Below are 25,091 nucleotides of genomic sequence, written 5' to 3'. Positions count from 1 at the left end.
TGACCTTGCTACCGCCCAGCACCCGCCGCTCCCTGCCCATGGCTCTGCTTCGCGCCCGCGAAGTGATCATGGCGCATTTCCGGCCGATGCTTGCCCGCCACGACATCACAGAGCAGCAATGGCGTGTGCTGCGTGTGCTTGCCGAAGCCGGGCCGCTCGAGGCAACCGAACTTGCCCATCGCGCCTCGATCCTTCCGCCCAGCCTGACCCGCATCATCAAGGCGATGGAGGAACGGCAGTTCATCACCCGCAACAAGGTCAAGGATGACGGTCGCCGGGCGCTGCTCGCAATCAGCCCGGCCGGGCTGGCGCTGATCGAGGATTTGTCGCCCGAGCGCATCGCCATCTACGATGCGATCGAGCAGCGCTACGGCGCCGAACAGCATGAGCACCTGCTCGACCTGCTCGAAAGCCTGATCCAGTCGGAATCTTCCGAAAACCAGACTTGACAGCCTCTACCCGCCAAAACTGCCGAGTGCGCTCGGCTGCATGTAGTTGCGGCCGACATAGAGCAGCGCCGCCTCGTCGCTGCCGTGGCGGATGTCGACGACGCGGCCGAACATCACATTGTGCGTGCCAACCTTGTTCACGTCGCCGATCTCGCAATCGAAGCTGACGATGGCGTCGAGCAGCGCCGGCATGCCGGACGGCATGGTCTGCCATCTTGCCGCATTGTAGCGCTCGCCCATGTCGCGGATCGTACCGGCGAACTTTGCCGCCAGATGGGTGTGTAACTGCGTCAGCACGTTGACGCAGAAACGCTGGTTGGCGAGGAACAGGCCGGTCTGCGCCGAGCGCTCGTTCATGCACACAAGCAGCGTCGGCGGATCGTCGGAAACGCTGCACATGGCGGTCGCAGTGAAGCCGCCGCGGCCGGCCGGACCATCAGTCGTGACGATGTTGACCGGCGCACAGACCCGCGCCATCGCCTCACGGAACTCCAGCCTTGCAACTTGTGGCTCCATGGCCGGGACCTCAGCTTGCGCCAGCCGGCAGCGGCGGCAGCCAGGTGTCGCCGGTCCAGCCCTTTTCGTCGTAGTCGGCCATGCAGGTGTCGACCAGTTCCTCCATCGCCCTCAGGCGCCCGCCGCGCTCAGCGCCCTTCAGCACCTGCAGCCGCACCTCTTCCGGCGCACCGGCATAGTTGAGCTCATAGAGCGCGTGGCGGCCGCCGAACTCGGTGCCGGTCGCATCCCACAGCAGCTTCATGATCTTGATGCGTTCGACATGGCCCATGTCATTGGAGCCGCGCACGTACTGGGCAAGGTACTTGTCGATCTCCGGATTGTCGAAATCCTTTGCCGAGGACGGCAGGTAGATCAGCCCCGAAGCGATGACTCGGCGCACCGTATCGATAACGCGCGGATAGGCCTCCGACATGAAAGTGCGATAGGCGAGCGCCGCTTCGAGATTGGGCAGCACGGCGCCGTTCGCCCATGGGATCGGGTTGTGCGCCATGGCGTTGGAAAAGCTCCAGAATATGTGGCGCAGCGCAATTACTTCGCCGAGCGCCGCCTGGTTGCCGCGGAAGGCATCCCCGCCCGTCGCGCGCAGCGCCTTCGCCAGCAGGCCTGCGAGGAAGTCGAGCTTGACGGCGAAGCGCGTGCAGCCCTGAAAACAATAGCCGTGCATGAAGCCCGACGCCGGGTGGAAGGAGAGGATCTTCTGCGCATCGCGCAGCACCAGCACGTCCTCCCAGGGGATGAAGACATTGTCCAGCACCAGGATCGCATCGTTCTCGTCGAAACGAGACGACAGCGGATAGTCGAAGGGATGGCCGACCGTGTTGGCCGTCTGCTCGTAAGAGACGCGGCAGAACATCTTTATCCCCGGCGCGTTCATAGGCACGATGAACATCACCGACAATGACGGGTCCTCGGTGACCGTCGCCGAGCTCTGCGCCAGGAAATTGTAATGGGTGAGCGCTGACGACGTCGCCACCACCTTGGCGCCGGACACCCAGATGCCGGCGTCGTTCTCCTTCGTGATGTGCACGAACACGTCCTTCACCTGCTCGGCCGGCTTGTGGCGGTCGATCGGCGGGTTGACGATGGCATGGTTCATGAACAGGGCCGCTTCCTGGGCGCGTTTGTGCCAGGCGAGTGCATTGTCCCTGAACGGGCCGTACCACTCGGCATTGGCGCCGAGCGTGTTCATAAGTGCTGCCTTGTAATCGGGCGTGCGCCCCATCCAGCCGTAGGACATGCGCGACCAGTCGGCGATGGCGGTCTGCTGTGCGGCGAGATCCGCGGCGGAATGGGCGACGCGGAAATACTTGTGCGTGTAGCCGCCAGAACCGGTGTCGGTCGGCGAGGTCAGCGCCGCCTGCCGCGCCGGATCGTGCAAGGCATCGTAGAGGCGGGCCAGCGAGCGCGCCGAGTTGCGCATCGCCGGATGGGTGGTGACGTCGGCAATCCGCTCGCCATTGATATAGACCTCGCGCCCGTCGCGCAGGCTCTGCAAATATTCGGCACCGGTAAACGGCCGTTTCGTGTCGGCCCGGAAATCTTCCGATCGCATCATGATCCTCCGTTAACGCGTCAACTGTAGCGATCGTCGTGACAAAGGTTTATGGACGAAAGTATAGAACCACTTGGATTTTTTCGCCGTGATGAGCCAGACTGCCATTCCCGAATTCTTCGTCTACGGCGAACCGGCGCGCGCGCTCGACGTCGGATTCCTGCATGTCGAGACTGTTCTTGCACGTGCGTCCGTGCATCGCGGCCAGGTTCTCGCGCACAGGCACCCGCAAATGGCGCAGATCACCTTCTGGACCGGCGGCAGCGGCATTTATCGGATCGAAGACGAGACCTGGAGTTTCTCGGCGCCGACGGTGAGCTTCATGCCGAGCGGCGTGGTCCACGGATTCAGCATCGAGACGGGCGCCGACGCCATCGTTGTCTCGGTCGCCGATGCTGCCCTTGCGGCGATCGCTGAGCAGTCCGCGCTGCCGCTCGACCAGCCGGTCTTCGTCACCGGACGCGGTGAAACGGCCCTCTGGGAAAGGTTGGGTGATACGGTTACGATGATCCAAGCGGAATATGCCGACAGGTTGCCCGGTATGGAGAAAATCCTGCCGCCGCTGATCGCCGTGGCATTGTCGGGCATCGCCCGCCTCGATGCGCAGTCGCATGCTGTCGCGGTGCCGGCGACGGTGGCGCTGGGCGGCCGGCTGCGGCGTCTGATCGACCGACACTTTCGCGACGACTGGCCGGTCGAGCGCTATGCCGCCGCGCTCGGCACCACGCGCCATCTGCTCGACAAGGCAGCGCGGCAGGTGCTCGGCGCGGGCGTACGCCAGGCGGTTGGTGAGCGGCGGCTGGTCGAGGCCAAGCGCCTGCTGCTGTTCACCGTGCGCCCGGTCGAGGACATCGCCTATGAGACCGGGTTCAACGACCCGGCTTATTTCTCGCGCTTCTTCCGCGCCGCCGTCGGCCTCTCGCCGGCGGCGTGGCGACGCCTGCGGCTCGGTCAGGACTGAGCGTCACCGTCGCTCAGGCGGCTGCCGTCAGTCCGGCGTCGAGAGCCTCGGCGATCTTTGCCACATCAGCGGACGAGATCACCAGCGGCGGCGACAGGATGATGGTGTTGCCGGAGACGCGCAGCATGACGCCGGCCTTGTAGGCGGCCTCTGCGGCGGCATTCATCGTCTTCTTGTCGGCCGGCTTCTTGGCGGCACGGTCGGAAACCAGTTCGAGCGCCGCCATCAGCCCTTGGTAGCGCACATCGCCAACCAAAGCGTGCTTCGCCTTCAGCGCCTCCAGCGCCTTGCCGAGCTCGACACCGCGCGCCGCCGCATTCTCGTTGACGGCAAGCCGCTTGGTCTCGGCGAGTGTGGCCAGCCCCGCCGCGCAGCCGACCGGATGGCCGGAATAGGTGTAGCCGTGCCCGATCGAGCCGAAGCTGGTCTTGTCGGCCTCGAAGACGTCGGCAACCTTGGCGCTGATCAGCGTGGCGCCGAGCGGGAAGTAGCCTGAGGTGATCGCCTTGGCGATAGTCATGAAATCCGGCTTCACTCCGGAGAGCCGCGAGCCCGACCAGGCGCCGGTGCGACCGAAGCCGGTCACCACCTCGTCGGCGATGAGCAGGATGTCGTGACGGTCGCAGATCGCCCGCACCATCGGCATGAAGCTCTCATGCGGAACGATCACACCGCCGGCGCCGAGCACTGGCTCCATGATGAAGGCGGCGATCGTGTCGGCGCCCTGGAAGGCGATCTCGTCTTCGATCGCCCGCGCGCAGAGTTTCGCCAGCTTCGCCGGATCGGTCTCGTCGAACGGATTGCGGTAGGTCCATGGCGCCGGTGTGTGGAAGACGCCGGGCAAAAGCGGCTCGTAGTTGCGCCGGAAATTGGCATTGCCGTTGACCGAGGCGCCGCCGAAATGCGTTCCGTGATAGCCCTTCTTCAGCGCCAGGAACTTCGTCCGGTCGCCCTGGCCCCTGATCTTCCAGTATTGCCGCGACAGCCGCAGTGCCGTCTCGACCGAGTCCGAGCCGCCGGAGGTGAAGAAGGTCCGTACCATGCCCTCGGGAGCGAACCAGTCGCACAGCTCATAGGCAAGCTCGATCGACGGTCCGGTCGAGGTGCCGCGAAAGCCGGAATAATAGGGCAGGGCGTCGAGTTGTGCTGCGATCGCCTTCTTGATCGGATCGCAGCTGTAGCCGAGGTTGACGTTCCACAGGCCCCCGACTGCATCGAGGACGGTGCGGCCTTCGGCATCGGTGACCGAGAGGCCTTCGCCCTTCATGATGATCTTTGGCGGCGTCGCGCGCATCTCGGCCGGATGCGCCATCGGATGCCAGATCGGCTTGGCGTTGTTCTCGGTGAGGAAGTTGATGTCGCGCATCGGTGGGAACTCCGTTTCTTGAATTCTTAGGCCGCAACGCCGAAATGGCCGAGCGCCTCTGCATAGCCTTGCCCCGGTTGGGCGACGTCGAAATGCACGGCCAGCATGCCGGCGGCGACCGCGCCGTCGACGTTACGCTTCTGGTCGTCGACGAAGACGCAAGCCGCGGGCGGCAAGTGCAGTGCTTTGCTCACCATCGCATAAGCGCGCGGATCGGGCTTCAGGATATGCGTGTAGGTGGCGTCGATGATGGTCTCGAACAGCGACAGCAGCGGCAGGCGCTCGCGAAAGCTGTTGCCGTAGAACAAGTCGAGCTCGTTCGAGAGGATGGCGAGCCGGATGCCAGCTTCATGCGCCACACGGATCGCTCGTTCCGCCTCTGGCCGCACCACCGCTTGCGGGTCGGCGCCGCGCGCCCGCTGCACGAAAGTCGACATGTCGTCCCAGTCCTCGCCGACGAGACGGCCGACTTCACGCGTGCGCGTCTTCCAGTAGTCGCGCTCGCTGATCTCGTCGGCTTGCATGGAACGCCACAGCGGGTCGGATTCCGAATCGAACGGCCCGCGCCAGCCGAGCGTGCCGGGCGTCAAGTCCAACGCGCGTTCGGTCAGCGCGTGCGTCTCGAACAGCGTGCGGGTGACGACGCCGCCGAAGTCAAGCACCAGCGCCTTTGGCAATGGCCCGCTCATGCAGCTTGTGTTCCTTCCGGCGCGCCCAGCGGCACAATGCCTTCGGCGACCCAGCGGTCGAAGATCTCCAGCGCCTTGGCGCTGAAGGCGGCGTCGTTGATGTGCCCTGATATCTCGTGCAACTCGGCATTGCCGGGCACGCTCGAGCGCATCTCCTCGACAAAGGCCGACAGCGCCTCCGGTTCGTGCAGCGGCTCGCCCTCCTGGTCCCATTGCTGGATGCCGCCTGCCGGCAGGATGAAGGCGGTCGGCCCGGTTGCGGCGGCGAGCTTCTCGCCGATGGCGCGCGCGATCTCCTTGCGGGTTTCGCCGTCTGATGTCACCGAGGCGAGCAGGCGGTTGTGCGCATGGTACGGCCGTTCGAAGAAACGGGCAGGCACTGCTTGCCAGGTCGGAAAATCCACCATGTCGACGGCGCCAGGTGCCACGATCTGAGGGATGCCTTGCCGACCGGCATTTTCCAGCCGGTCGGAGCCCGAATTCACCACCGAGCCGGTCAGCTGGTTGGCGAGTTCCTGCAGGCTGAAATCCATCACCGCGACGAAGCCGCGCTGCGCGGCGATCGCCTCCAGCGCCCGGCCGCCCATGCCGGTGGTGTGGAAGACGATGACTTCATAGCCGCGCTTCTCCAGCTCCGGCTTCAGCGTCACCATATAGTGCAGGCAGCTTTTTCCCAGCGAACTCATGCCTATCCTGGGCCGCGTCGCGTCCGGCTTAACGACGGCGCGCGCGGCACCCACCACCGCTCCGCAGGCCTGCGACAGCACCGCCTTGCAGGCACTGTTGAGGCCATAGAGACCGCCCGCCCACAGGATCATCATCAGGTCTGTGGCGATCCGTTCTGGTGGCAGCAGATGTGAATAGGCAATGGTCGAGATGACGAATTTCGGCACGCCGAGCGGCAGCGCCAGCGCGACGTCAAGCGCAAGGTCGGTGCCCATCGAGCCACCGAGCGCGATGAAACCGTGGATTTCGCCCTTGTCGCAGAGTGCGCGGGCAAGCCGCGAGGCGCCGAGCGCCATCAGCGTCATCGCCGAATTCTCGTCGCCGCTGGCGATGATCGCCTCGATGGTCGTGTCGGCAGCTTGAGCCACCGCATGCTTGTCATGCGCCGGCTGGTAGGGCGGATCGCCGAGCACGCTCACATCCATCATCACGGCGACACCGCCGACCGCCTCGATGCGCTCGCGCATGAAGAGCAATTCGTCGGCCTTGGTGTCACCGGTGCCTATAACCAGGATTCGGCGTGTCTCCTCCACAGTCAATCTCCTTGCAGGGGTATTTGTTGTCATGCTCGCTTGCGGCCCGGCTGGCCCTGCCGTCCGAAAAGCCGCTCGCTGATAACGCGCGCAGCCGCCGCCACACTGGCGCCATAGCGCTCGATCTCGCCCTTCTGGACCCGCACCTTGGGCGCCGCGACGGCGATGATGCCAATGGCAAAACCGTCGGCGCCGAGGATCGGCGCCGCGACGCTGAGCACGCCCTCCTCGAAGCCTTGCGAGCCGGTCGAGTGCCCGCGCGCGCGGGCGGCGGCGACATGCTCGGCAAGTGTTTTCGCGTGGCCTATTGTGTGGGGCGTGAAGGCCGGCAACGGTCCGGCCAGAACAGCGTCTCGGATACGCTCTTCCGTGAACGCCAGGAACGCAATGCCAGAAGCCGTCGCATGCATCGGCAGCACCTCGCCGAGTTGCACGCTGACGCGATTGGCCCTGGTCGATTCGACGACATGGACTGTGATCAGGCCGCGCTTCGAATATTCCGACAGGTGCACTGTCTCATCGGTTTCCGCCGCCAGCGCCTCGACCACCGGCACCGCCATGCGCAGGAAGGGGAACTGGGCTTCGCGCATCAGCGCCAGCCGCGCGACACCGGCGCCCAGCCGGTAAAGACGCGTGGCTTCATCCTGCTCGACCAGCCCATGCGCGATCAGGGAGACCAGCAGCCGGCGCGTTGTTGCCTTGTCATAGCCGGCGCGCCGGGCGAGGTCAGCCAACGCCGTCTCGGGCTCGCCGCGACCGAGCATTTCCAGCAGCGTGATGGCCTTGCTCACCGTACCCATGCGTATCTGATCCTCCATCTGATACTTAACGTGCGAATTAACTTGACAGGAAGCCGGTTCCTTTGCAAGTCTATATTCGAAATGTCGTTGCAAATAATGAAACGACAAGGCGGCCCGAAACAGGGCCTCGACATTTCAGGGACACTTGGCTTCCGCAGCGCGGAATTGGAGGGAAAGATGACGACAATTGAAGCCGGCGAAGCGAACCGGCTGAGGAAGAACAGCCTTGGCGTTGGCGCCATCACCTTCATGGTGATCTCGGCAGCGGCGCCTCTGACGGCCGTGGCTGGCGGCACGCCGCTCGGCATGCTGATGGGCAATGGCGCGGGCTTTGCCGGCACCTATCTGATCGTGACGCTGCTGCTGCTGTTGTTCGCGGTCGGCTATGTCGCCATGTCGCGCCATGTCGGCAATGCAGGCGCCTTCTATGCGTATGCGGCGCGCGGGCTCGGCGGTCTCGCCGGCGGCGCCACGGCGCTGATCGCAATCCTGTCCTACAATGCCATGCAGATCGGCGTCATGGGCCTTCTCGGTGCCGCGACCGCCGGGCTGTTCGCCGGCTGGGGCATCAACTTGCCCTGGTGGGCGTGGAGTTTCGTCGCCATCGCCATCGTCGCCGTGCTCGGCTACAGGCAGGTCGACCTGTCGGCCAAGATCCTGACCGTTCTGGTGCTTGCCGAATACGTCGTGGTGCTGATCCTCGACATGGCGATCGTCAAGACCGGAGGCGATAGTGGACTGTCAGCGGCGCCGTTCAGTTGGAGCCAGATCACCAGCGGCGCGCCGGCGATCGCCATCCTGTTCTGCTTTGCCGCGTTCATCGGCTTCGAGGCAACGACGATCTATGCCGAGGAGGCGCGCGACCCCAAGGTCACCATTCCGCGGGCGACATATTTCTCCGTCATCCTGATCGGCGTCTTCTACATGGTCACCGCATGGCTGATGGCGGTCGGTGCCGGCGTTGACAAGCTGCTGCCGGCGCTGCAGGGGCTTCAGGATCCGACCACGTTCTTGTTCGGCCTGTCCGACCGCTACGCCGGAACGATGCTCTCGCACGCCATGAGCATCCTGTTCGTGTCGAGCCTGTTTGCCGGCGTACTGGCGTTCCACAATGCGGTCGCCCGCTACATCTATGTTTCCGGCCGCGAGAAGCTCCTGCCGCGGACCATCGGCGTGACCCATTCGACGCACCAGAGCCCGCATGTCGCCTCGGTCATCCAGAGCGTGCTTGCCGCTGTCGTCGTCGGGCTCTTCGCCGTGCTTGGCCTTGACCCGGTGCTGGCGCTGTTTTCGTGGCTGACCAACGTTGCCACTCTCGGCGTCATCGTGATGATGGCGGTGGCCTCGCTCGCCGTCGTGATGTTCTTCCGTGCCAACCCGTCCAGTCAGGAGAACGCGGTGAAGACCACAATCCTGCCGGGGCTGACCTTCATCGCCTTCGTCATCATCATCTACCTGATCGTCATCAATTTCGGCGGCCTGTCCGGTGCTGGCGGGTTCCTCGGCGTGTTCCTGCCGGCGCTGGTGCTGATCGCGGCCGTGGTTGGCCTTGTGCTGGCGAGCGCGTTGAAGAGCCGGGATCCGGTGGCCTTCGCCGAGCTTGGACAGCCTTTGAAGGACTGAGATAAAGAGGGGCGGCGCATGACGCCGCCCCCTTCTTCACCCTAGGGGAGTAGCGGCGTTGAGCTTTGCCGAGAGCATCACCGTTGAGGCGCTGGAAGCCGATCCGTATCCGATCTATGCTGAACTGAGGCGCAACGCGCCGGTCGCTTTCGTGCCGGCGGTCAACCTCTGGTTCGTCACCCGCTGGAAGGATGTCGAAACGGTCGCGAAGTCGCCCGACATCTTCTCCGCGGTTGTCGGGACATCCCCGGTCGAACGCTCCTTCGGCAAGCCGACCATCCTGACCACCGACGGAGACGTCCACAAGGATCTGCGCCAGGGCGTCGACCCGAAATACCGGCCGCGCACCGTCGCTTCCTATGCCGGGGATCTCGTGCGCTCGATCGCCGGACCCTATCTCGACCGGATCGCCGAGCAGGGTGCGGCGGAACTGATGGCCGAGTATTTCGAGCCGGTGTCGACGCTCAGCCTGGCGCGCTCGCTCGGGCTGGCCGACATCGACATGCCGACCTTGCGGCGCTGGTTCTATGGCCTTGCCCAGGGCGCCATCAATTTCGAGAACGATCCGAAGCGCCAGGAAATCGCCGATGCGATCAGCGCCGAGGTTGGCGCCGCCATCCTGCCGACGCTGGAGAGGCTTGTCCACGCGCCTGACGACTCCGCCCTGTCGCACATACTGCATGACGGCATGCCGCAGGGTGCGACCCGCGCCATCGACTTCGTGATGCCGAGCATCAAGGTCATCCTGCTCGGTGGCATGCAGGAGCCCGGCCATGGCGCCGGCTCCATACTTGCCGGCCTGCTTTCGCATCCCGAGCAGATGCGGCAGGTGCTGGACGATCTGGAAACCTTGGTGCCGAAGGCGGTCGACGAGGGTCTGCGATGGGTCGCGCCGATCGGCACGCAGACGCGCCAGACGACGCGCGCGGTCGAGCTCGGCGGCGTGACCATCCCGGCGGGCGCGCCAGTCGCCGCGCTCGTCTCCTCGGCCAGCCGCGACGAAATCCGGTTCTCCGATCCCGACCGTTTCGACATCCTTCGTGATGAAGGCAACCACGCTGCCTTCGGCTTTGGCCATCACTTCTGTTCGGGTCGGTTTTTTGCGCGCGAGCAGATGTGCCTCGCGGTAAGGCTTCTGCTGGAACGGTTTCCGGATCTGCGGCTGGTGCCAGGCAAGGAACCGGTGTTCCGGGGCTGGGAATTTCGCGCGCCAACCACCCTGCATGTCGCCTTCGGAGCCGGTACCCAATGATCAACCAGAACACCATCGATATGCTGCGCAAGGCCGAGGTCGGCGTGCGAAACCTCTTCATCGATGGTGCGCAGACCGCAGGTGCAAGTGGCGCCACGCTGCCCGTGATCTCGCCGATCGATGGCCGCCCGTTCGCCAGCATCGCCGACGGCAACGCCGTCGATGTCGATCGCGCCGTGGCGTCTACGCGCAAGGCGTTTGAGAAGGGCTCGTGGTCGCGCGCCGCCCCCGCCTTCCGCAAGAAGATTCTGACGAAGTTAGCCGAGCTGGTCGAAAAGCATGTCGATGAACTGGCGGTGCTTGGCGTCCGCGACAACGGCACCGAGATCGGCATGGCCTACAAGGCCGAGCCGTTATCGGCCGCGGGCACCATCCGCTACTACGCGGAGGCTATCGACAAGGTCTATGGCGAGATCGCGCCGACGGCCGAGAATGTGCTCGGGCTGATCCACAAGGAGCCGCTCGGCGTTGTCGGCGTCATCGTACCCTGGAATTTCCCATTGATGATCGGCGCCTGGAAGATCGCGCCGGCGCTGGCTGCCGGCAATTCCATCGTCGTCAAGCCGCCCGAGGTCGCTTCGCTGACGCTTCTGCGGCTGGCTGAGCTCGCTGCCGAAGCCGGGCTTCCCGCCGGTGTGTTTAACGTCGTTACCGGCCGTGGCGCGGTTGCCGGCGAGGCGCTCGGCCTGCACATGGATGTCGACGCCATAGCCTTCACCGGCTCGGGGCCGGTCGGCCGGCATCTGCTTGAGTATGCGGCGCGTTCCAATCTGAAGCGCGTCTTCCTCGAACTCGGCGGCAAGTCGCCCAACATCGTCTTTGCCGACGCCCCGGACCTGAAACAGGCCGCAATCGTCTCGGCCAACGGCATTTTTCGCAATTCCGGCCAGGTCTGCGTTGCCGGCTCGCGCCTGCTCGTCCAGGCGTCGGTCTACGACCGCTTCATGGACGAGCTCCTCGCAGCGACCACGCGGCTGAAGGTCGGCGATCCGCTCAATCTGACGAGCGACGTCGGTGCGGTATCAAGCGCCGAGCAGCTGGACAAGAATCTCGGCTTCGTCGAACGGGCGACAGCTGAAGGCGCCCATCTGGTCACCGGCGGCGGACGGATCCTGGCCGAAACCGGCGGCAGCTACATGGCGCCGACGATCTTCGAGAACGTGACGCAAGAGATGCAACTCGCCCGCGAGGAGGTGTTTGGGCCGGTGCTCGGCGTGATGCGCTTCGAGACCGAGGAAGAGGCGGTGCGGCTTGCCAATTCGACGGTCTATGGCCTTGCCTCGGCGGTGTGGACCGCCAACCTCTCCACGGCGCATCGTATGGTGCGCAACATCAATGCCGGCGTCGTCCACGTCAACACCTATGGCGGCGCCGACATCACCGTGCCGCTCGGCGGCGTCAAGCAGTCCGGCTTCGGTCGCGACAAGTCGATGCATGCGCTGGACAAATACACCGATCTCAAAACAGCCTGGATTTCTCTCGGCTGACCGTTTCTCGCTAAGCGCTGCCGAGGATGAAATCGGCACAGCGGTCGGCGATCATGATCACCGGCGCGTTGGTGTTGCCACTGATGAGCCTGGGCATGACCGAGGCATCGCAAATCCGCAGGCGCGGCACGCCGCGGACGCGCAACCGCGGATCGACCACGGCACTGTCGTCATTGCCCATCCGGCAGGTTCCTGATGGGTGGTAGACCGTCTTGGCGTGTTCGAGGATGTGGCCGACGATCGCCTGGTCAGGAAGATCCGCGGCCGCGCCCGGCGAAAGCTCCTCCGCCACCATGGCCTGCAGCGCCGGCTGGCGCAGGATGGTGCGGGCGATCTTCATGCCGGCCAGCAGCAAGGCGAGATCGTCCGGATCGGACAGGAAGCCGGTGGTGAAGCGGATCGGATCGGCAGCATCGCGCGAGCGCAGCCTGACCGTGCCGCGCGACTTCGGCCTGAGCACACAAGGATTGATCTCCATGCCGTGCCGCTCGATCGAGCCGTGTTCGGCGCTCTCGATCATCACCGGCAGGACGTGGAACTGGATATCGGGACGGCCATCGCCATCGGCGTCGAAGAAGCCGCCGCTCTCGACCACATTCGAGGTGAGCAGGCCGGTGCGGAACATGAGGTACTGCAGGCCGTGGCGCAGCGCCCGCAGGCCACGGTCCTCACCAAGCAGCGAGATCGGCTGGCGCGTCAGCGCATAGACGGGAGCCGCGACGTGATCCTGCAGGTCGCGGCCGACCGCGGGCATGTCGCGGATGACGGGAATGCCCAGCGCGGTCAGATGTTCGGCTGGCCCCAGTCCCGACAGCATCATCAGCTTCGGCGTCGCCAGCGCGCCTGATGTGAGGATCACTTCGGCTTCCGCCGTCGCTGTATGGGTCTGTCCGTCCGATGTGGTGTAGGCGAGGCCGCTTGCCGCACCGTTTTCCAATGTCACGCCGGTGACAAGCGCATCGGTGACGACGGTGAGGTTGGCATTGCCTGCCAACGGCTTCAGGAACACCTTTGCCGCCGATTGTCTTTCGCCATTCGCGGTCGTCGTCTGGTAAAAGCCGACGCCTTCCTGCCTGTCCCCGTTGAAGTCGTCATTGAAGGGATAGCCGGCCTGTTGCGCGGCCCTGACATAGGCCAGAGACAGCGGATGGCGATGGCGGGGATCGGAGACGGGCAGCGGTCCGGTGGTGCCGTGGCGATCGCCGGCCAGCCGCTCGTTGCGCTCCAGCCGCCTGAACACCGGCAGCACCTCGTCCCAGCCCCAGCCGGGACAGCCAAGGTCGCGCCAGTCATCATAGTCCTGCGGCTGGCCCCTGACATAGAGCATGGCATTGATCGACGACCCGCCGCCCAGCGTGCGGCCCTGCGGCACCGGTAGCCGGCGGCCGCCGACGCTGGGTTCGGGATCGGATTCGTAGATCCAGCTGCGCGCCGTGCCGATCACCTTGGCGAAGGTGGCGGGCATGTCGATGAAGCGCGAATTGTCGGCCGGCCCGGCTTCGACGATCAACACGCGCTGGCCGGTATTGACCAAGCGGTTGGCCAGCGTGCAGCCGGCCGAGCCGGCGCCGGCGATGATGTAGTCGTACGCAGCGTTCATGGCGTCAGGCGTAGCGCATGATGACGGTCTTGGTCTCGAGATAGCCGTCGATCGCCGCGCGGCCGTGTTCGCGGCCGATGCCGGACTGCTTGAAGCCGCCGAAGGGTGCCGCAGGGTCCAGCGTGTTATGCGAATTGACCCACACCGTGCCGGCCTTGAGGCCGTGGACGGCGGTCATCGCCTTGCCCATGTCGCGGGTCCAGATCGAGGCCGACAGGCCATAGCGCGTGTCGTTGGCGATATGGATCGCCTCGTCGAGATCGGCGACCGGCATCGCCGCTACCACCGGACCGAACACCTCCTCACGCGCGATCTCCATATCGGGCCTGATATTGTGCAGGATGGTCGGCACGACATAATGGCCCCTGGCCGGTACCGACCGCGCGCCGCTGACGCGTTCGCCGCCGGCCGCCAGGCTGCGCTCGACAAAGCCCTCGACGCTCCTTCGATGCTTGGCCGAGACCAGTGGGTTGATCTGGGCTTCGGCATCGCGGCCGGCGCCCAGTGTCATGCCATCGGCGATCTCGGCCAGCCGCGCCAGCGTGCGGTCATAGATAGACTTTTCGATCAGCAGCCGCGAGGCCGAGGTGCAGACCTGGCCCTGGTTGAAAAACATGCCGAGCCCGGCGACCAGGGGCTCAATGCCCTCTTCCATGTCGGCAAGCAGGATCATCGGCGATTTCGACCCGAGCTCCAGCGTGAAGCGGGCGACATGGTCGACGGCCGCGTGGCCGACGCGTTTTCCCACTTCCGTCGAACCGGTGAAGGTCAATTTGTCGATGCCGGGATGACGGATCAGCGCCTCGCCGGTGACGCTGCCGCTGCCGGTCACGATGTTGATGACGCCGGGCGGGAAGCCTGACGCCTTGATCAGTTCTGCGAGCCTGAGCAGGCCGAGCGGCGTCTCCTGCGGCGGCTTCAACACCACGGTGCAGCCGCAGGCGAGCGCCGGCGCGATCTTCCACATGCCGATCAGCAACGGGAAATTCCACGGCACGATGGCGCCGACGACGCCGACCGGTTCCATTATGGTCATCGCTTGATGCCTGGCGCCAGGCGGCACCGGAATGGACACCTGGAAGGTCGAGCCCTCGATCTTGGTCGCCCACCCGGCATAATAGCGCAGCCAGTCGACGCTGCCGCCGGCGCTAAGCATGCGGGCGACACCTAGCGACTTGCCGTTCTCGATGCTTTCGATCTCGGCCAAGAGATCGGCATCGGCCTCGATGGCGTCGGCGAGCTTCAGCATCAGGTTCTGGCGGTCGACCGGCCGCATTGAGGCCCACGGGCCTTCAAGGGCTGCACGCGCAGCACGCACCGCCTGGTCGACCAGTTCGGGACCGCTCTCGGGCACATGCGCGACGATCTCGCCGGAGGCGGAATCATCGACAGCGAGGCCATTTCCCGCCAAGCCGTCAACAAAGCGTCCATTGATGAAGGGCCGGTGCGGACGCGCCAGGAAAGCGGCGGCAGCAGTGCTGATCGGCGGCACGGTTCTCTCGTTCACGCCATCCTCCTCGATTGCTGGTGAACACGTTGCATCAGGGTTATGGAGCGTGTCGGCTGGCTTCAAGCGGCTGATGGTGCCAGTGCACGCTCAGTCAAAACAAAGTTCCCGCTTGGACAAGACGCCCCGCAGTCGACTGGCCTAGACCAAAGTCGCATCGAGCAGCGTGTTTTGCGCAGGCTTCCCGGTTGTCAAAGAGGTGTCGACGATTGAGTGCGTTGCTGGGCAATCCGATGGTCACCACTGCTGCGCTGCCACTCGCGCTCGGCACGGTGATGGCGCTGTTGGCAAGGGTCGCACTGCCGGGATCAGTGCTTTCTCTGCTGTGGGCCGCTTTGATTTTGTTCTTCTATTGGGACACGCTCGGGCCGCCTGTGGTGCCGCCGGTCGCCGCCAGCCAGAAGCTGATCTATCTCGCCTCTGGCGGCATCGTCGTGGGCCTGTTGCCCGAACGCCTGTTGAGCGCTGCCGTTGCGGGCAAGCTTGTCGCCGCCGCGCTTGCGGTAGCCTTGCTGTGGCTTGGCTGGCGCCGCCTGGCCGGCGGTTCACTCGACCTGCAGATGGTCGCCGCCCTCATCGCCGGCCTGTTGGCGATCGTCGGCGCCGCGATGCTGCTGTCGGCGCGGTCCTCGCCATCGTCGTCCGCCGAAGCGCCGTTCCTGGTGCCGGCGGCGATGCTCGCTTTTTGCCTGGCCGGCGCCATCATCTCGGTGCTTGGCGCCTCGATCGTCACCGGGCAATTGCTGGGATCGCTTGCCGCGCTCGCCGGCGGCTGGTGTCTTGTCCAGTACATCACAGTGCTGCGCGGAGGCTCCGCCGTTGCCTGGAGCAAGGGCACTGAACTGCTGCTTATCTACGCCGCAGCCACCGTGCAGATCCAGGTCGCGCTGCTGGCGCCGAAGGCTAATCCGGTCGCGCTGGTGCTTTCATCCTTGCCGCTGATCGTGGCCATGCTGATGCCCGGTCCGCTGCGGGGCCTTGTTCCCGGCGTCCGGCCGTTGCGGCCGCCGATTGCCGGTCTGCTGATCGCCACACCGGCGATATTGGCCATCCTGACGGCGATCCTATGGGCGCCGCATGGAGCCGCCCTCGGCTTTTCCTGAGCCAAAGAACGACAACCAACAATGGGGAGAGTTACGTGACGATGAGAAAACTGACGGCCGCGTTGGCCTTTGCCTCGGTGTGCGCATTCGCATCGGCAGCACATGCCGACACTTACGAGATCGACGGCCAGCACGCCTGGATCACCTTCACCATTAAGCACGGCATCTACGGCATCGTGCATGGCCAGTTCGATGCGGTGAAGGGCGCCATCGTGATGGACAAGGCCGATCCATCGAAAAGCAGCGTCAAGGCCGAGATCGATGTCGGCTCGGTGCACACCGCCTATGACCAGCGCGACAGCGATTTGAAAGGCCCCGACTTCTTCAACGCCGCCGAATTCCCGGCGATCTCCTTCGAAAGCACCAAGGTAGAGAAGGTCAGCGACAAGACCGGCAAGGTCACCGGCAATCTCACCATCAGCGGTGTGTCCAAAGAGATCACCCTCGACGTGACGCTGATCAACGAGGCGCCGGCGCCGTGGGATGCGACGCTGACCAAGGCGGCGTTCAGCGCCACAGGCAAGGTCAGTACGGCCGACTTCCCGATGGCCAAGGCCGCGGCCGGCTTCGGCCTTGGACCGGATGTCGACGTCGTCATGGATTTGGAAGCGGTGAAAAAGTAATCCGGCGAGCGAGTGCCGCGCGCAAGGTCGCGCGGCACTTCATCGGACAGGGCGCAAAGTGCGCACTCAGTCAAAACAAAGTTCTCGCTCGGACAAGACGCAGATTGGCCGGTGCCGCATTATTCCCAGCGAAGATCGGCACATAGCCGGCGCGCTTACCAATCGGGATGGAACAATGCGATTTTCGGGAAAGACGGCTTTCATTACCGGCGGCGGCACCGGGATCGGCGCGGCGGTGGCCAGGCGCATGGCGGCCGACGGCGCCAAGGTGGTCCTGATGGGCCGGCGGCGCGAGCCGCTGGAAGCTGTGACCAAGGATATTGGCGGTCTGGTGGTGCAGGGCGATGCCGCTGATCCGAAGGCGGTGCGTGCGGCGCTTGCCGAAGTGCATGAAAAAATCGGACCTGTCGACATCCTCGTCGCCAATGCCGGCGGCCATGGTGTCGGCCCGACGATTTCGATGAGCGACGAAACCTGGAGCCTGGCGACGCGCACCAATCTCGACACCGCTTTCGTCTGCGCCCGCGAATGCCTGCCGGACCTGATCGCGCGGAAGGGCAACATCGTCGTCGTTGCCTCGATCGCCGGCCTGTTTGCCGGCCCGGACGCCGCCGGCTACGTCACCATGAAGCATGCCTGTATCGGCTTCGGCAAATCGCTGGCGCGCGACTATGGCCGCAAGGGCGTGCGCACCAACATCATCTGCCCGGGTTGGGTCTCGACCGACATGGCCGACGAACAGATGGCGGTGATCGTCGAGAAGCACGGACTTGGCTCGATCGACGATGCCTACCGGCTGGTGACCAGGGACGTGCCGCTCGGCCGGCCGGCGACACCGGAAGAGGTTTCCAACGTCGTCTGCTTCGTCGCTTCGAGCGAGGCGGCCATGATGAACGGTTCGATCCTGACCGTCGATGGCGGCGCCACCGTCGTCGACCTGCCGACATTAGCTTTTGTCGATTGATTGGGAGAGTGCGATGAACGACCAGAACAGGCCGGCGGACTGGAAGCATTTCGACGATTTCGCCGCCGGCATCGCCACCAACCGGCTGGCGACGACATCAGCGTTGCGCGGCCAGACCTTCAAGATCACGCTCGACACGGGGCGCACAATCGACCTTGCCTTCACGTCGCCCGACACGGTGGCGTGGAGCGAGGGCAGCGAGGCCGGCGCGGACTGGTACGAGGCGCTCGAAGTCGCCGCCAACGTGTTCTTCATCAACATGACTTTCGCCGCCCGGCCGACCGAGGATGAGGCCTACATCGTCAACACCAGCACGCGCCGCGTGCTGTCGGTGCGCGAACGGGTGCGTGAAGCAGGCGAAGCGCCCGGCGAGCCGCGCGTCGCGCAGACCTGGTCGGCCGGCGTGCTCGGCGACCTCAGCGTGGCGCCGACCGGCATCAAGCCGGCGCCGACCCGGGACCTGATCGGGCTCACCGCGCACTACACATACAGCCCCAACCACGTCTACGAGCACATCTATCTGAGCTCCGAGCGCTATGCCTGGCAGAACCTCGTCGGCATCCAGCGTGGCCATGGCGACGTCGACCTGGCGACCACCTGGAAGTTTGCCGACAACCAATATGTGTTCGGCTTCCGCGAGTTCATCATCCCGGTCGCCTCGCTGTTCTTCTACAATTGGGACGTCATGCGCTCGACCGGGAAATTCCTCGGCGTGACCAGCCTGGGCAAGGTCGAGAACAAGCCGGCCGGCGCTCACATCGAGAAGAAATCCAGAACCGTCTACGACGAAGGCAAGGCGCCGGTCTGACCGCGCGGGAGAACGCGATGAACAAGAACTACGAAGCGATCAAGGCCCATTACGCCGGTTCCGATGCCAAGGACCTATCTGCGATGATGGCGCCAATCACCAGCCGCACCGCCTGGACCGAAATGGCGGGCTTCCCCTATGCCGGCACCTATGTCGGCCCCGACGCCATCATAGCGGGGGTCTTCAAGCGCATCGGCGAGGAGTGGGACGGCTACACGCTGAAGCTCGAAAGACTGGTCGACGGCGGCGCCACCATCGTCGGCATCGGCACCTATTCGGGCACCTACAGGAAGACCGGCAAGCAAATGTCGGCGCGCGTCGTCCATGTCTGGGAGATGGACGACGGTAAAGCCGTGAGTTTCGAGCAGTTCACCGATACCAGGCTGGTCGCGGCAGCGACGGTCTGAGGCATGCGGGCGGGCGCCGATGCGTCCGGCCGATGAAACAACCTGGGAGGATGCAATGGGAAACAATCTGAAGGCAATGCTGGCGGGCCTGGTGCTGTCGACCGCACTTGCGGCCGGCGGCACAGGGGTCGCGAATGCCGCCGGCGACGAGATCGTCATCGGCGCTCCGATCTCCTTGACCGGGCCGCTGGCCGGCGACGGCAAGGAGCAGAAATGGGCCTATGAGCAAGCGGTGGCCGACATCAACAAGGCCGGCGGCATCATGCTCAAGTCGGCCGGCAAGAAGCTGCCGGTGCGCCTCGTCGTCGCCGACGACGAAAGCTCGGAAGGCAAGGTCGCCTCGGCGCTGGAAAACCTCATCAAGGTGCAGAAGGTCGACGCGCTGCTATCGACCCATTCCGGGCCGATGAACATCGCCGGTGCCATCGTCGCCGAGAAATACAAGAAGTTCTACATGATCACGACGGCGTTCCCGTTCGAGTGGCAGCCGTTGAAGCTCAAATACTCGGCCCTCTTCTTCTTCCACCCGGGGCCGGGCGCCGAGGTGCCATTCGAGATCTGGAACAAGCTGCCGGCCAATGAGAAGCCGAAGAACCCGGCACTTGTCACCGAGGATTCGCCCGACGGCAAGGGCTTTGGCGGCGCCTTCGAGGCGGCGGCCAAGAAATATGGCTACACTTTCGCGGTCGACGATCCCTGGGCGATCGGGGCCACCGACTATTCGGCGCTGATCACCAAGCTCAAGGCCGCCAATGTCGACGCCATGCTGGTGTTCGGCTCGCCGGCCGACACGGTGACGCTGCTGCGCCAGATGAAGGAGCTCGGCTTCTCCGTGCCTTATCTGCATGGCTGGAAGGGCACCTGGACGGGCGAGTTCCACGAAGCGCTCGGAGCGGATTCGGACTACATCATGACCGACGGTTTCTGGTCGTCGAGCTATCCCTATCGCGGCGCCAAGGAACTCGGCGATCGCTACGAGGCCGAATTCAAGAAGGACTCCGTCACAGTCGGCGCCTTCTACGCTAATGCGCAGGTGCTGGCGCAGGCGATCGAAAAGGCGGGAACCACCGATGCCGCCGCGCTGCATGACGCGGTCTTCAACCAGGAATTCAAGGACACCGTCGTCGGCGATCTCAAATTCGACCAGACCGGCTTTGCGCTGATCCCCAGCGTTGCCACGCAATGGTGGCAAGGCAAGCACCAGCTGATCTTCCCGAATGGCAACTGGACCTACAAGCCGGCGCCGGCCTGGGACAAGCGCTGAGCGGCGAGGGCACGGGCTCCGACGTTGCCGCCTGCCCTTCTCCCCGTCCTACTCGGGGAGAAGGCCGGCAGCGCGATGAGGGCGGCGCTGACCTCGATAGATTGCGCGGATAGCTTCCCCTCGAGAAACGGAAACACACGATGCAGCCTGACGAAACCTTGCTTCGCCTCGAGGCGATCCAGAAGCGGTTCGGCGGGCTTGTCGTGCTCAACAACATCGACATCGCCGTCGGAGCCAATGAGCTGATCGGGCTGATCGGTCCCAACGGCGCCGGCAAGTCGACACTGTTCAACGTAATTACCGCGCTCTACACCCCAACCCAGGGCCGTATCCGCTTCCGTGGCGAGGACATCACCGGCACGGCCCCGCATCGCATCTGCCGGCTCGGCATTGCCCGCACCTTCCAGCTGGTGCGCACGTTCCTGACCATGACGGCCTTCGAGAACATCATGGTAGGTGCCGTCTATGGCTCGGGCGGCCGCGTCAAGCATGCGACGGCAGCCGCCGAGGAGGCACTTGAACTGGTCGGGTTGACCGCCAAGCGCGATGTCCGCACCGCGCATATGACGTTGTCCGACCGGCGGCTGCTGGAGATCGCGCGAGCCGTTGCCTCCAGCCCGGGGCTGCTGTTGCTGGACGAACCGATGGCGGGGCTGAACCCGACCGAGATCCAGCGCACGGTCGATGTCATCCGCCGCGTGCGCACAGACAAGGGGGTCTCGATCCTGTGGGTAGAGCACAAGGTCGATGCCATCATGAAGGTATGCAGCCGGGTGATCGTGCTGGACCATGGCGAGAAGATCGCCGACGGCACGCCGCGCGAGATCGTCGCCAACCGCAAAGTGATAGAGGCCTATCTTGGCGAACCGGCTGCTTGACGTCACCAATCTGGAAGTCGCCTATGGCGACGTCGGAGCGCTGTGGGGCGTGTCGATCCACGTCGACGCCGGCAGCATCGTCGCCATTGTCGGCGCCAACGGCGCGGGCAAGACGACGCTGCTGAAGACCATCTCCGGTCTGCTGAAGCCGAAGCGCGGCGAGATCTTCCTCTCCGGCGCGCCGCTGGCCGGCAAGGCGCCGGAGGAGATCGCGGCGATGGGCATCGCGCATGTACCGGAAGGGCGCGGCCTGTTCCGGCAGATGACCGTGCTGGAAAACCTCGAGCTCGGCGCCTTCCAACCCAAGGTGCGGAAGCGCTTCAAGCAGTCGCTGGAGAAAGCCTACACGCTGTTTCCGCGGCTAAAGGAGCGGGCAGGGCAGAAGGCCGGTTCGCTCTCCGGCGGCGAGCAGCAGATGCTGGCGATCGCGCGCGCCACCATGTCGGACCCGTCGCTGCTCATCCTCGATGAGCCGTCGCTGGGGCTCAGCCCGATCGTGGTGCAGCAGATGTTCGCGCTGATCGAGACCTTGCACAAGCAGGGCGTCACCATCCTCCTGGTCGAGCAGAACATCCATCAGGCACTGAAGGTCGCCGACTATGCCTTCGTGCTGAAAACCGGCGAGCTTGCCATGCAAGGCACTGGTGCCGAGCTCATCGCCGATCCCGAAATCCAGAAGGCCTATATGGGCGTCTTGGAGGTGCAATGATGCAGAACATTCCGCCTCCCGAAATCCTGCTGCAGCTGTCGCTCAACGGCGCGCTGGGCGGCGCCATGTACGGCGTTGCGGCGGTGGGCCTCAGCCTCATCTTCGGCACCATGCGGCTGATCTTTCTGGCGCAGGGCGCGATGATCATCCTGTCCGCCTATTTCGTACGGGCGCTGTTCTACGGCGTCGGCATCGACCCTTTCGCGTCGCTGCTGATCGTCGTGCCCGTCGGGCTCGTCGTCGGCTGGCTGGTCTACCAAGGCCTGTTTCGCCGCGCGGCGGCAGCGGAGGACCGCAACATCTCACTCTTGATCGCGGTCGGTCTGATGTTCCTGATCCAGAACCTGATGACGGTTATCTGGGGCGGCAACACCGCGGCCATCGTCACCTCCTACACGGCGAGCGGCATCGAGATTTTGGGCGTGCGCACCTCCTTCACCCGCTCGATGGGCTTCGTGATTGCGCTCGCCGGTACCGGCCTGGTGGTGCTATTCCTGCGCAAGACATTGGTTGGTAAGGCGGTGCGCGCGGCCTCCGAGGACATGGAGGCGGCGACGCTGATGGGCATCAGCCCGCACCGCGTCAACGCCGTCGCCTTCGCGATCGGCATCGGACTCGCCGGAGCGGCCGGCGTCGCGGTGGCGACGACTTTCCCGTTCAACCCGTTCGCCGGCTTCATCTTCAGCCTCAAGGCGCTGGTGGCGCTGGCGCTGGGCGGGATCGGCAATGTCGCGGGCGCACTTGCCGGCGGCATCATCCTCGGCCTGATCGAAGCCTATGTGCAGTATTTCATCTCGGGCGGCTGGACCAACGCCATCGCCTACGGCGTGTTCCTGGCGGTGCTGATGTTCAAGCCGGAAGGCCTGTTCAGCCGGCCCTACAAGAAGGCTTGAGCGTCATGATGAAGAAAGCCTTGCCGGAACAATTCTGGATTGGGATCGCAATTGCCCTGGTCGCTGCCCTCGCGCTGGCGCCGCTCCTGCCCGGCGCGATCGATTCTTATGCCTTCTCGTTCCTGTTCTTCGTTTTCATCTACGCCACTATGGCGCAAGGCTGGAACCTCGTTGCCGGCTTCGGCGGCCAGATCAGCCTCGGCAACCATGCCTTCTTCGGGCTCGGCGCCTACACCACCGCCATTCTGTGGAGCGGCAATTATCTCTGGGGCACGTTCTATGACGCCTATCCGCGGATCTACTATTTCGACCCGGTGACGATGATGCTGGGTGGGCTGGTCGCGGCCGTCGCCGCCATCATCATCGGCCTGCCGCTGCTGTCAAAGCTGCGCGGCGACTATTTCGCGCTCGGCACGCTCGGCTTCGGCGAGATCATCAAGGTGATGTTCATCAATGGCGGTGATTTCACCGGCGGCGCCTTCGGCGTCGTGGCGCCCGCCGGCACCTTCGATACGCTCTTGCCGCACTATCTGGTCGGGCTCGGCCTGATGTGGGCACGGCGCTTGCCATCCGCTTGCTGATGCGCTCGCGCTACGGCCTGGCGCTGATCGCCGTGCGCGACGACGAGATGGCGGCTTCGGCCAACGGCATCGACACGCTGAGGGTCAAGGTCGCCGCCTTTGCTGGCAGCGCCTTCATCGCCGGCGTCGCCGGCAGCCTCTACACCTACTACATCTTCCATGTCGGCCCTGACTCCGTCTTCGACCTCGACTGGATGCTTTTGCCGCTGATGATGACGGTGGTCGGCGGCACCGGCACCCTGCTCGGCCCGATCCTCGGCGCCTTCGTCATGTACGCGGTGTTCGACCTGGCGCGCATCGTGGTGCCGGATTACCACCCGGTGATTTCGGGGCTGACCATCATCTTGGCGATGCTGTTCTTGCCGAAGGGGCTGATGCGGAGTTTGCGGGCAGGGCGGACGGCTTGAGGTCTGGGTACAGCCCTGTTGAAGCGTCAGCGCTGCAAGTCGGGAGTGAGAGCCCTCGAAAAATTATGGAAGGTGAGGATACAATGTGCCTCATATGGGCGCAAAACAATTTGCTGTATCTGATAAAGGTACGGCTAACAGCACCTTCCTAATGCACCACCATACGCACTCGCTCCCGCAAATCTCTCGGCGCCACGTCATACTTGCTTCTGAACGCCCGCGAAAAATGTGCGCTCGAATTGAACCCGCAGGCAAACGCGATTTCCGAGATGGAGGCTGAGGCGCGGGCGGGCGACAGCAGCTCCTGCTTGCTGCGCTCCAGCCGCCTATCCCACACGAACCGCTCCAGTGTGGTGCCTTCGCCTTCGAAGGCGCGGTGCAGATAGCGGCGGGAGCAGCCCATGTGGCGGGCTATGTCCTCGGCCGACAGGTTTGAGCGCGCCAGGTTGGCGTCGATATAGGCGACGATGCGTTCGCGCAGCGCTTCCAGCGGCGAGCGGCGGAAGTCCGGCGCCGTCGGCTTTGCCTGGATCAGTCCGTTGACGAGTTGTATCAAGCTTTCTCCGACACGGCGGCAGCCGGCCTCGTCGAGCTTGTGAGCGGTGCCGATCGCCATCTGCATCAGACCGGAAACGATATGGGTGAGGCTGTCGTCGTTGCCGGGCAACGGCACCGGCGCCGAGAGCCGCGCCAGCGTCCCGTCGCCGAAGGTCGAGCGCGGCACCTGCAGGATGAGCTGGTCAACATCCGACAGGTTTTGCAGCGAATAGCTGCGCATTGGATCATAGATGATCGCAGCGCGTGGGCCGAGATCGACCGCGACCTCCTGCTGCTCGAAGCGGCTGTGACCGCTGAGCTGCATCAGGATCTTGATCGCGTCGGGATCGAAGCTGCGCCAGAAGGTACGGTCGCTGACGACCAGATGCGACTTGGCCTTGATCTCGGAGAGCCGGCAGGAGCCGAGATGCACGGAAACGAGCTTCGGCAGCGACGGCGCCTCGCCGCGTGAGAAACGCTGGGTGATCGGGCCGAACAGCATCCGCGACGCAGATAGGAAAGCCTCGCCGTCGGCGACGCTCACGTGGTGGGCGATCATAGTCTCCTCCACATTCTCGTTGTTCCCGTCTTGTCGCGGGATTGTGACGCAGCGGCAGCGCCACGTCATCCTTAACATGATAAGCATCTTTGCCGCAACGACGGAGGTGCTTCACGCCGCGCCGGCCGAAGTCGGCCGGCATCCTGGTGTCCGCGTTACTGAAGGGCCCCATGCCGCTGCCGGAAAGGCCCGATCTTGCGGTCGAGCCGTTTCAAAGGCCGGTACCCGGTCGCCGTCGGGGTGATAGCCGTGCACGCCAGCGCGGTAGCCGGTCCATTCGGCGGCCAAGCGCTG

25 protein-coding genes are annotated in these 25,091 nt (G+C 64.6%); 16 read left to right on the top strand and 9 right to left on the bottom strand.

Features of this window, described 5'->3' with window-relative positions; genetic code table 11:
- Nucleotides 1–38: 38 nt before the first annotated feature.
- Nucleotides 39–449, top strand: coding sequence for a homoprotocatechuate degradation operon regulator HpaR (hpaR, locus tag NKH41_RS02185; RefSeq protein WP_352539479.1), 411 nt, complete (start codon nucleotides 39–41; stop codon nucleotides 447–449).
- Between the two features lie 6 nt (nucleotides 450–455).
- On the opposite strand, the gene NKH41_RS02180 is transcribed toward hpaR, so the two are convergent.
- Together NKH41_RS02180 and NKH41_RS02175 are read right to left on the bottom strand one after the other, a co-directional pair.
- Nucleotides 456–965 (bottom strand): flavin reductase, encoded by a 510-nt coding sequence (locus NKH41_RS02180; RefSeq protein WP_027027471.1) that lies wholly within the window; start codon nucleotides 963–965, stop codon nucleotides 456–458.
- A 10-nt stretch (nucleotides 966–975) separates the two neighbouring features.
- Complete coding sequence (locus tag NKH41_RS02175; protein ID WP_352767324.1) at nucleotides 976–2,520, bottom strand: 4-hydroxyphenylacetate 3-hydroxylase N-terminal domain-containing protein; 1,545 nt, start codon at nucleotides 2,518–2,520, stop codon at nucleotides 976–978.
- A 91-nt stretch (nucleotides 2,521–2,611) separates the two neighbouring features.
- Between NKH41_RS02175 and NKH41_RS02170 the strand changes: the two genes are divergently transcribed.
- Complete coding sequence (locus tag NKH41_RS02170) at nucleotides 2,612–3,481, top strand: helix-turn-helix domain-containing protein (protein WP_352767248.1); 870 nt, start codon at nucleotides 2,612–2,614, stop codon at nucleotides 3,479–3,481.
- A gap of 13 nt (nucleotides 3,482–3,494) precedes the next feature.
- On the opposite strand, the gene NKH41_RS02165 is transcribed toward NKH41_RS02170, so the two are convergent.
- Genes NKH41_RS02165 through NKH41_RS02150 form a run of 4 tightly spaced genes read right to left on the bottom strand, consistent with a single transcriptional unit; the run spans nucleotide 3,495 to nucleotide 7,595 of the window.
- Nucleotides 3,495–4,847 (bottom strand): aminotransferase class III-fold pyridoxal phosphate-dependent enzyme, encoded by a 1,353-nt coding sequence (locus tag NKH41_RS02165; protein ID WP_352767250.1) that lies wholly within the window; start codon nucleotides 4,845–4,847, stop codon nucleotides 3,495–3,497.
- A 26-nt stretch (nucleotides 4,848–4,873) separates the two neighbouring features.
- A complete protein-coding gene (locus tag NKH41_RS02160; RefSeq protein WP_352767326.1) occupies nucleotides 4,874–5,524 on the bottom strand; it encodes an HAD family hydrolase in 651 nt (216 codons plus the stop codon).
- An 8-nt stretch (nucleotides 5,525–5,532) separates the two neighbouring features.
- On the bottom strand, nucleotides 5,533–6,828 hold the full coding sequence (locus tag NKH41_RS02155; RefSeq protein ID WP_352685375.1) for a Tm-1-like ATP-binding domain-containing protein: 1,296 nt from the start codon (nucleotides 6,826–6,828) through the stop codon (nucleotides 5,533–5,535).
- Nucleotides 6,825–7,595 carry an IclR family transcriptional regulator gene (locus tag NKH41_RS02150; RefSeq protein ID WP_352932001.1) on the bottom strand — a complete coding sequence of 257 codons (771 nt, stop codon included), beginning with the start codon at nucleotides 7,593–7,595 and terminating at the stop codon, nucleotides 6,825–6,827. The genes NKH41_RS02155 and NKH41_RS02150 overlap by 4 nt, the downstream gene beginning before the upstream one ends.
- Before the next feature lie 177 nt (nucleotides 7,596–7,772).
- Here NKH41_RS02150 and NKH41_RS02145 point away from each other — a divergent pair, with 177 nt between their 5' ends.
- The 3 genes from NKH41_RS02145 to NKH41_RS02135 are packed head-to-tail and all read left to right on the top strand — an operon-like array spanning nucleotide 7,773 to nucleotide 11,957.
- A complete protein-coding gene (locus NKH41_RS02145; RefSeq protein WP_352469646.1) occupies nucleotides 7,773–9,218 on the top strand; it encodes an APC family permease in 1,446 nt (481 codons plus the stop codon).
- 58 nt (nucleotides 9,219–9,276) lie between these two features.
- Nucleotides 9,277–10,470: a cytochrome P450 gene (locus NKH41_RS02140; protein WP_352469647.1), complete on the top strand. Its 1,194-nt coding sequence runs from the start codon at nucleotides 9,277–9,279 to the stop codon at nucleotides 10,468–10,470.
- A complete protein-coding gene (locus NKH41_RS02135) occupies nucleotides 10,467–11,957 on the top strand; it encodes an aldehyde dehydrogenase (protein ID WP_352767253.1) in 1,491 nt (496 codons plus the stop codon). The genes NKH41_RS02140 and NKH41_RS02135 overlap by 4 nt, the downstream gene beginning before the upstream one ends.
- Nucleotides 11,958–11,967: 10 nt before the next feature.
- Here the strand turns inward: NKH41_RS02135 and NKH41_RS02130 are convergent, their stop codons facing one another.
- Both NKH41_RS02130 and NKH41_RS02125 read right to left on the bottom strand, forming a co-directional pair.
- The gene (locus NKH41_RS02130) at nucleotides 11,968–13,557 is read right to left on the bottom strand and encodes a GMC family oxidoreductase (RefSeq protein WP_352469649.1); all 1,590 of its coding nucleotides are present in this window, start codon (nucleotides 13,555–13,557) and stop codon (nucleotides 11,968–11,970) included.
- 4 nt (nucleotides 13,558–13,561) lie between these two features.
- Complete coding sequence (locus tag NKH41_RS02125; protein WP_352767255.1) at nucleotides 13,562–15,064, bottom strand: aldehyde dehydrogenase family protein; 1,503 nt, start codon at nucleotides 15,062–15,064, stop codon at nucleotides 13,562–13,564.
- Nucleotides 15,065–15,273: 209 nt separating this feature from the next.
- On the opposite strand from NKH41_RS02125, the gene NKH41_RS02120 reads away from it, so the two are divergent.
- From NKH41_RS02120 to NKH41_RS02070, 11 genes are all read left to right on the top strand, one after another.
- Complete coding sequence (locus tag NKH41_RS02120) at nucleotides 15,274–16,167, top strand: hypothetical protein (RefSeq protein WP_352469651.1); 894 nt, start codon at nucleotides 15,274–15,276, stop codon at nucleotides 16,165–16,167.
- A gap of 41 nt (nucleotides 16,168–16,208) precedes the next feature.
- Complete coding sequence (locus NKH41_RS02115; protein WP_352767328.1) at nucleotides 16,209–16,790, top strand: YceI family protein; 582 nt, start codon at nucleotides 16,209–16,211, stop codon at nucleotides 16,788–16,790.
- 175 nt (nucleotides 16,791–16,965) lie between these two features.
- Nucleotides 16,966–17,754, top strand: coding sequence for an SDR family NAD(P)-dependent oxidoreductase (locus NKH41_RS02110; RefSeq protein WP_352469653.1), 789 nt, complete (start codon nucleotides 16,966–16,968; stop codon nucleotides 17,752–17,754).
- A gap of 13 nt (nucleotides 17,755–17,767) precedes the next feature.
- Nucleotides 17,768–18,562, top strand: coding sequence for a MoaF C-terminal domain-containing protein (locus NKH41_RS02105; protein WP_352767257.1), 795 nt, complete (start codon nucleotides 17,768–17,770; stop codon nucleotides 18,560–18,562).
- Nucleotides 18,563–18,579: 17 nt separating this feature from the next.
- Entirely contained in the window at nucleotides 18,580–18,969 is a 390-nt protein-coding gene (locus NKH41_RS02100; RefSeq protein ID WP_352469655.1) for a nuclear transport factor 2 family protein, read from the top strand.
- 55 nt (nucleotides 18,970–19,024) lie between these two features.
- Nucleotides 19,025–20,233, top strand: a complete 1,209-nt coding sequence (locus NKH41_RS02095) for an amino acid ABC transporter substrate-binding protein (RefSeq protein ID WP_352539272.1) — start codon at nucleotides 19,025–19,027, stop codon at nucleotides 20,231–20,233.
- Between the two features lie 140 nt (nucleotides 20,234–20,373).
- Nucleotides 20,374–21,111 carry an ABC transporter ATP-binding protein gene (locus NKH41_RS02090; protein WP_027027454.1) on the top strand — a complete coding sequence of 246 codons (738 nt, stop codon included), beginning with the start codon at nucleotides 20,374–20,376 and terminating at the stop codon, nucleotides 21,109–21,111.
- The gene (locus NKH41_RS02085; protein ID WP_502893727.1) at nucleotides 21,092–21,820 is read left to right on the top strand and encodes an ABC transporter ATP-binding protein; all 729 of its coding nucleotides are present in this window, start codon (nucleotides 21,092–21,094) and stop codon (nucleotides 21,818–21,820) included. The genes NKH41_RS02090 and NKH41_RS02085 overlap by 20 nt, the downstream gene beginning before the upstream one ends.
- Entirely contained in the window at nucleotides 21,817–22,713 is an 897-nt protein-coding gene (locus tag NKH41_RS02080) for a branched-chain amino acid ABC transporter permease (RefSeq protein WP_352469658.1), read from the top strand. Before NKH41_RS02085 ends, NKH41_RS02080 begins: the two co-directional genes overlap by 4 nt.
- A gap of 5 nt (nucleotides 22,714–22,718) precedes the next feature.
- Nucleotides 22,719–23,294, top strand: a complete 576-nt coding sequence (locus tag NKH41_RS02075) for a branched-chain amino acid ABC transporter permease (RefSeq protein WP_352931996.1) — start codon at nucleotides 22,719–22,721, stop codon at nucleotides 23,292–23,294.
- The gene (locus tag NKH41_RS02070; protein WP_352931993.1) at nucleotides 23,264–23,701 is read left to right on the top strand and encodes a branched-chain amino acid ABC transporter permease; all 438 of its coding nucleotides are present in this window, start codon (nucleotides 23,264–23,266) and stop codon (nucleotides 23,699–23,701) included. Before NKH41_RS02075 ends, NKH41_RS02070 begins: the two co-directional genes overlap by 31 nt.
- A gap of 148 nt (nucleotides 23,702–23,849) precedes the next feature.
- Here the strand turns inward: NKH41_RS02070 and NKH41_RS02065 are convergent, their stop codons facing one another.
- Nucleotides 23,850–24,797, bottom strand: coding sequence for a helix-turn-helix domain-containing protein (locus NKH41_RS02065; protein WP_352539270.1), 948 nt, complete (start codon nucleotides 24,795–24,797; stop codon nucleotides 23,850–23,852).
- Nucleotides 24,798–25,091 lie beyond the last annotated feature (294 nt).

Source organism: Mesorhizobium sp. M1169 (assembly GCF_040318345.1).
Classification (GTDB): Bacteria; Pseudomonadota; Alphaproteobacteria; order Rhizobiales; family Rhizobiaceae; genus Mesorhizobium.
The sequence above is the reverse complement of the archived record's forward strand: the minus strand, read 5'-3'. Positions and strand labels throughout refer to the sequence as shown.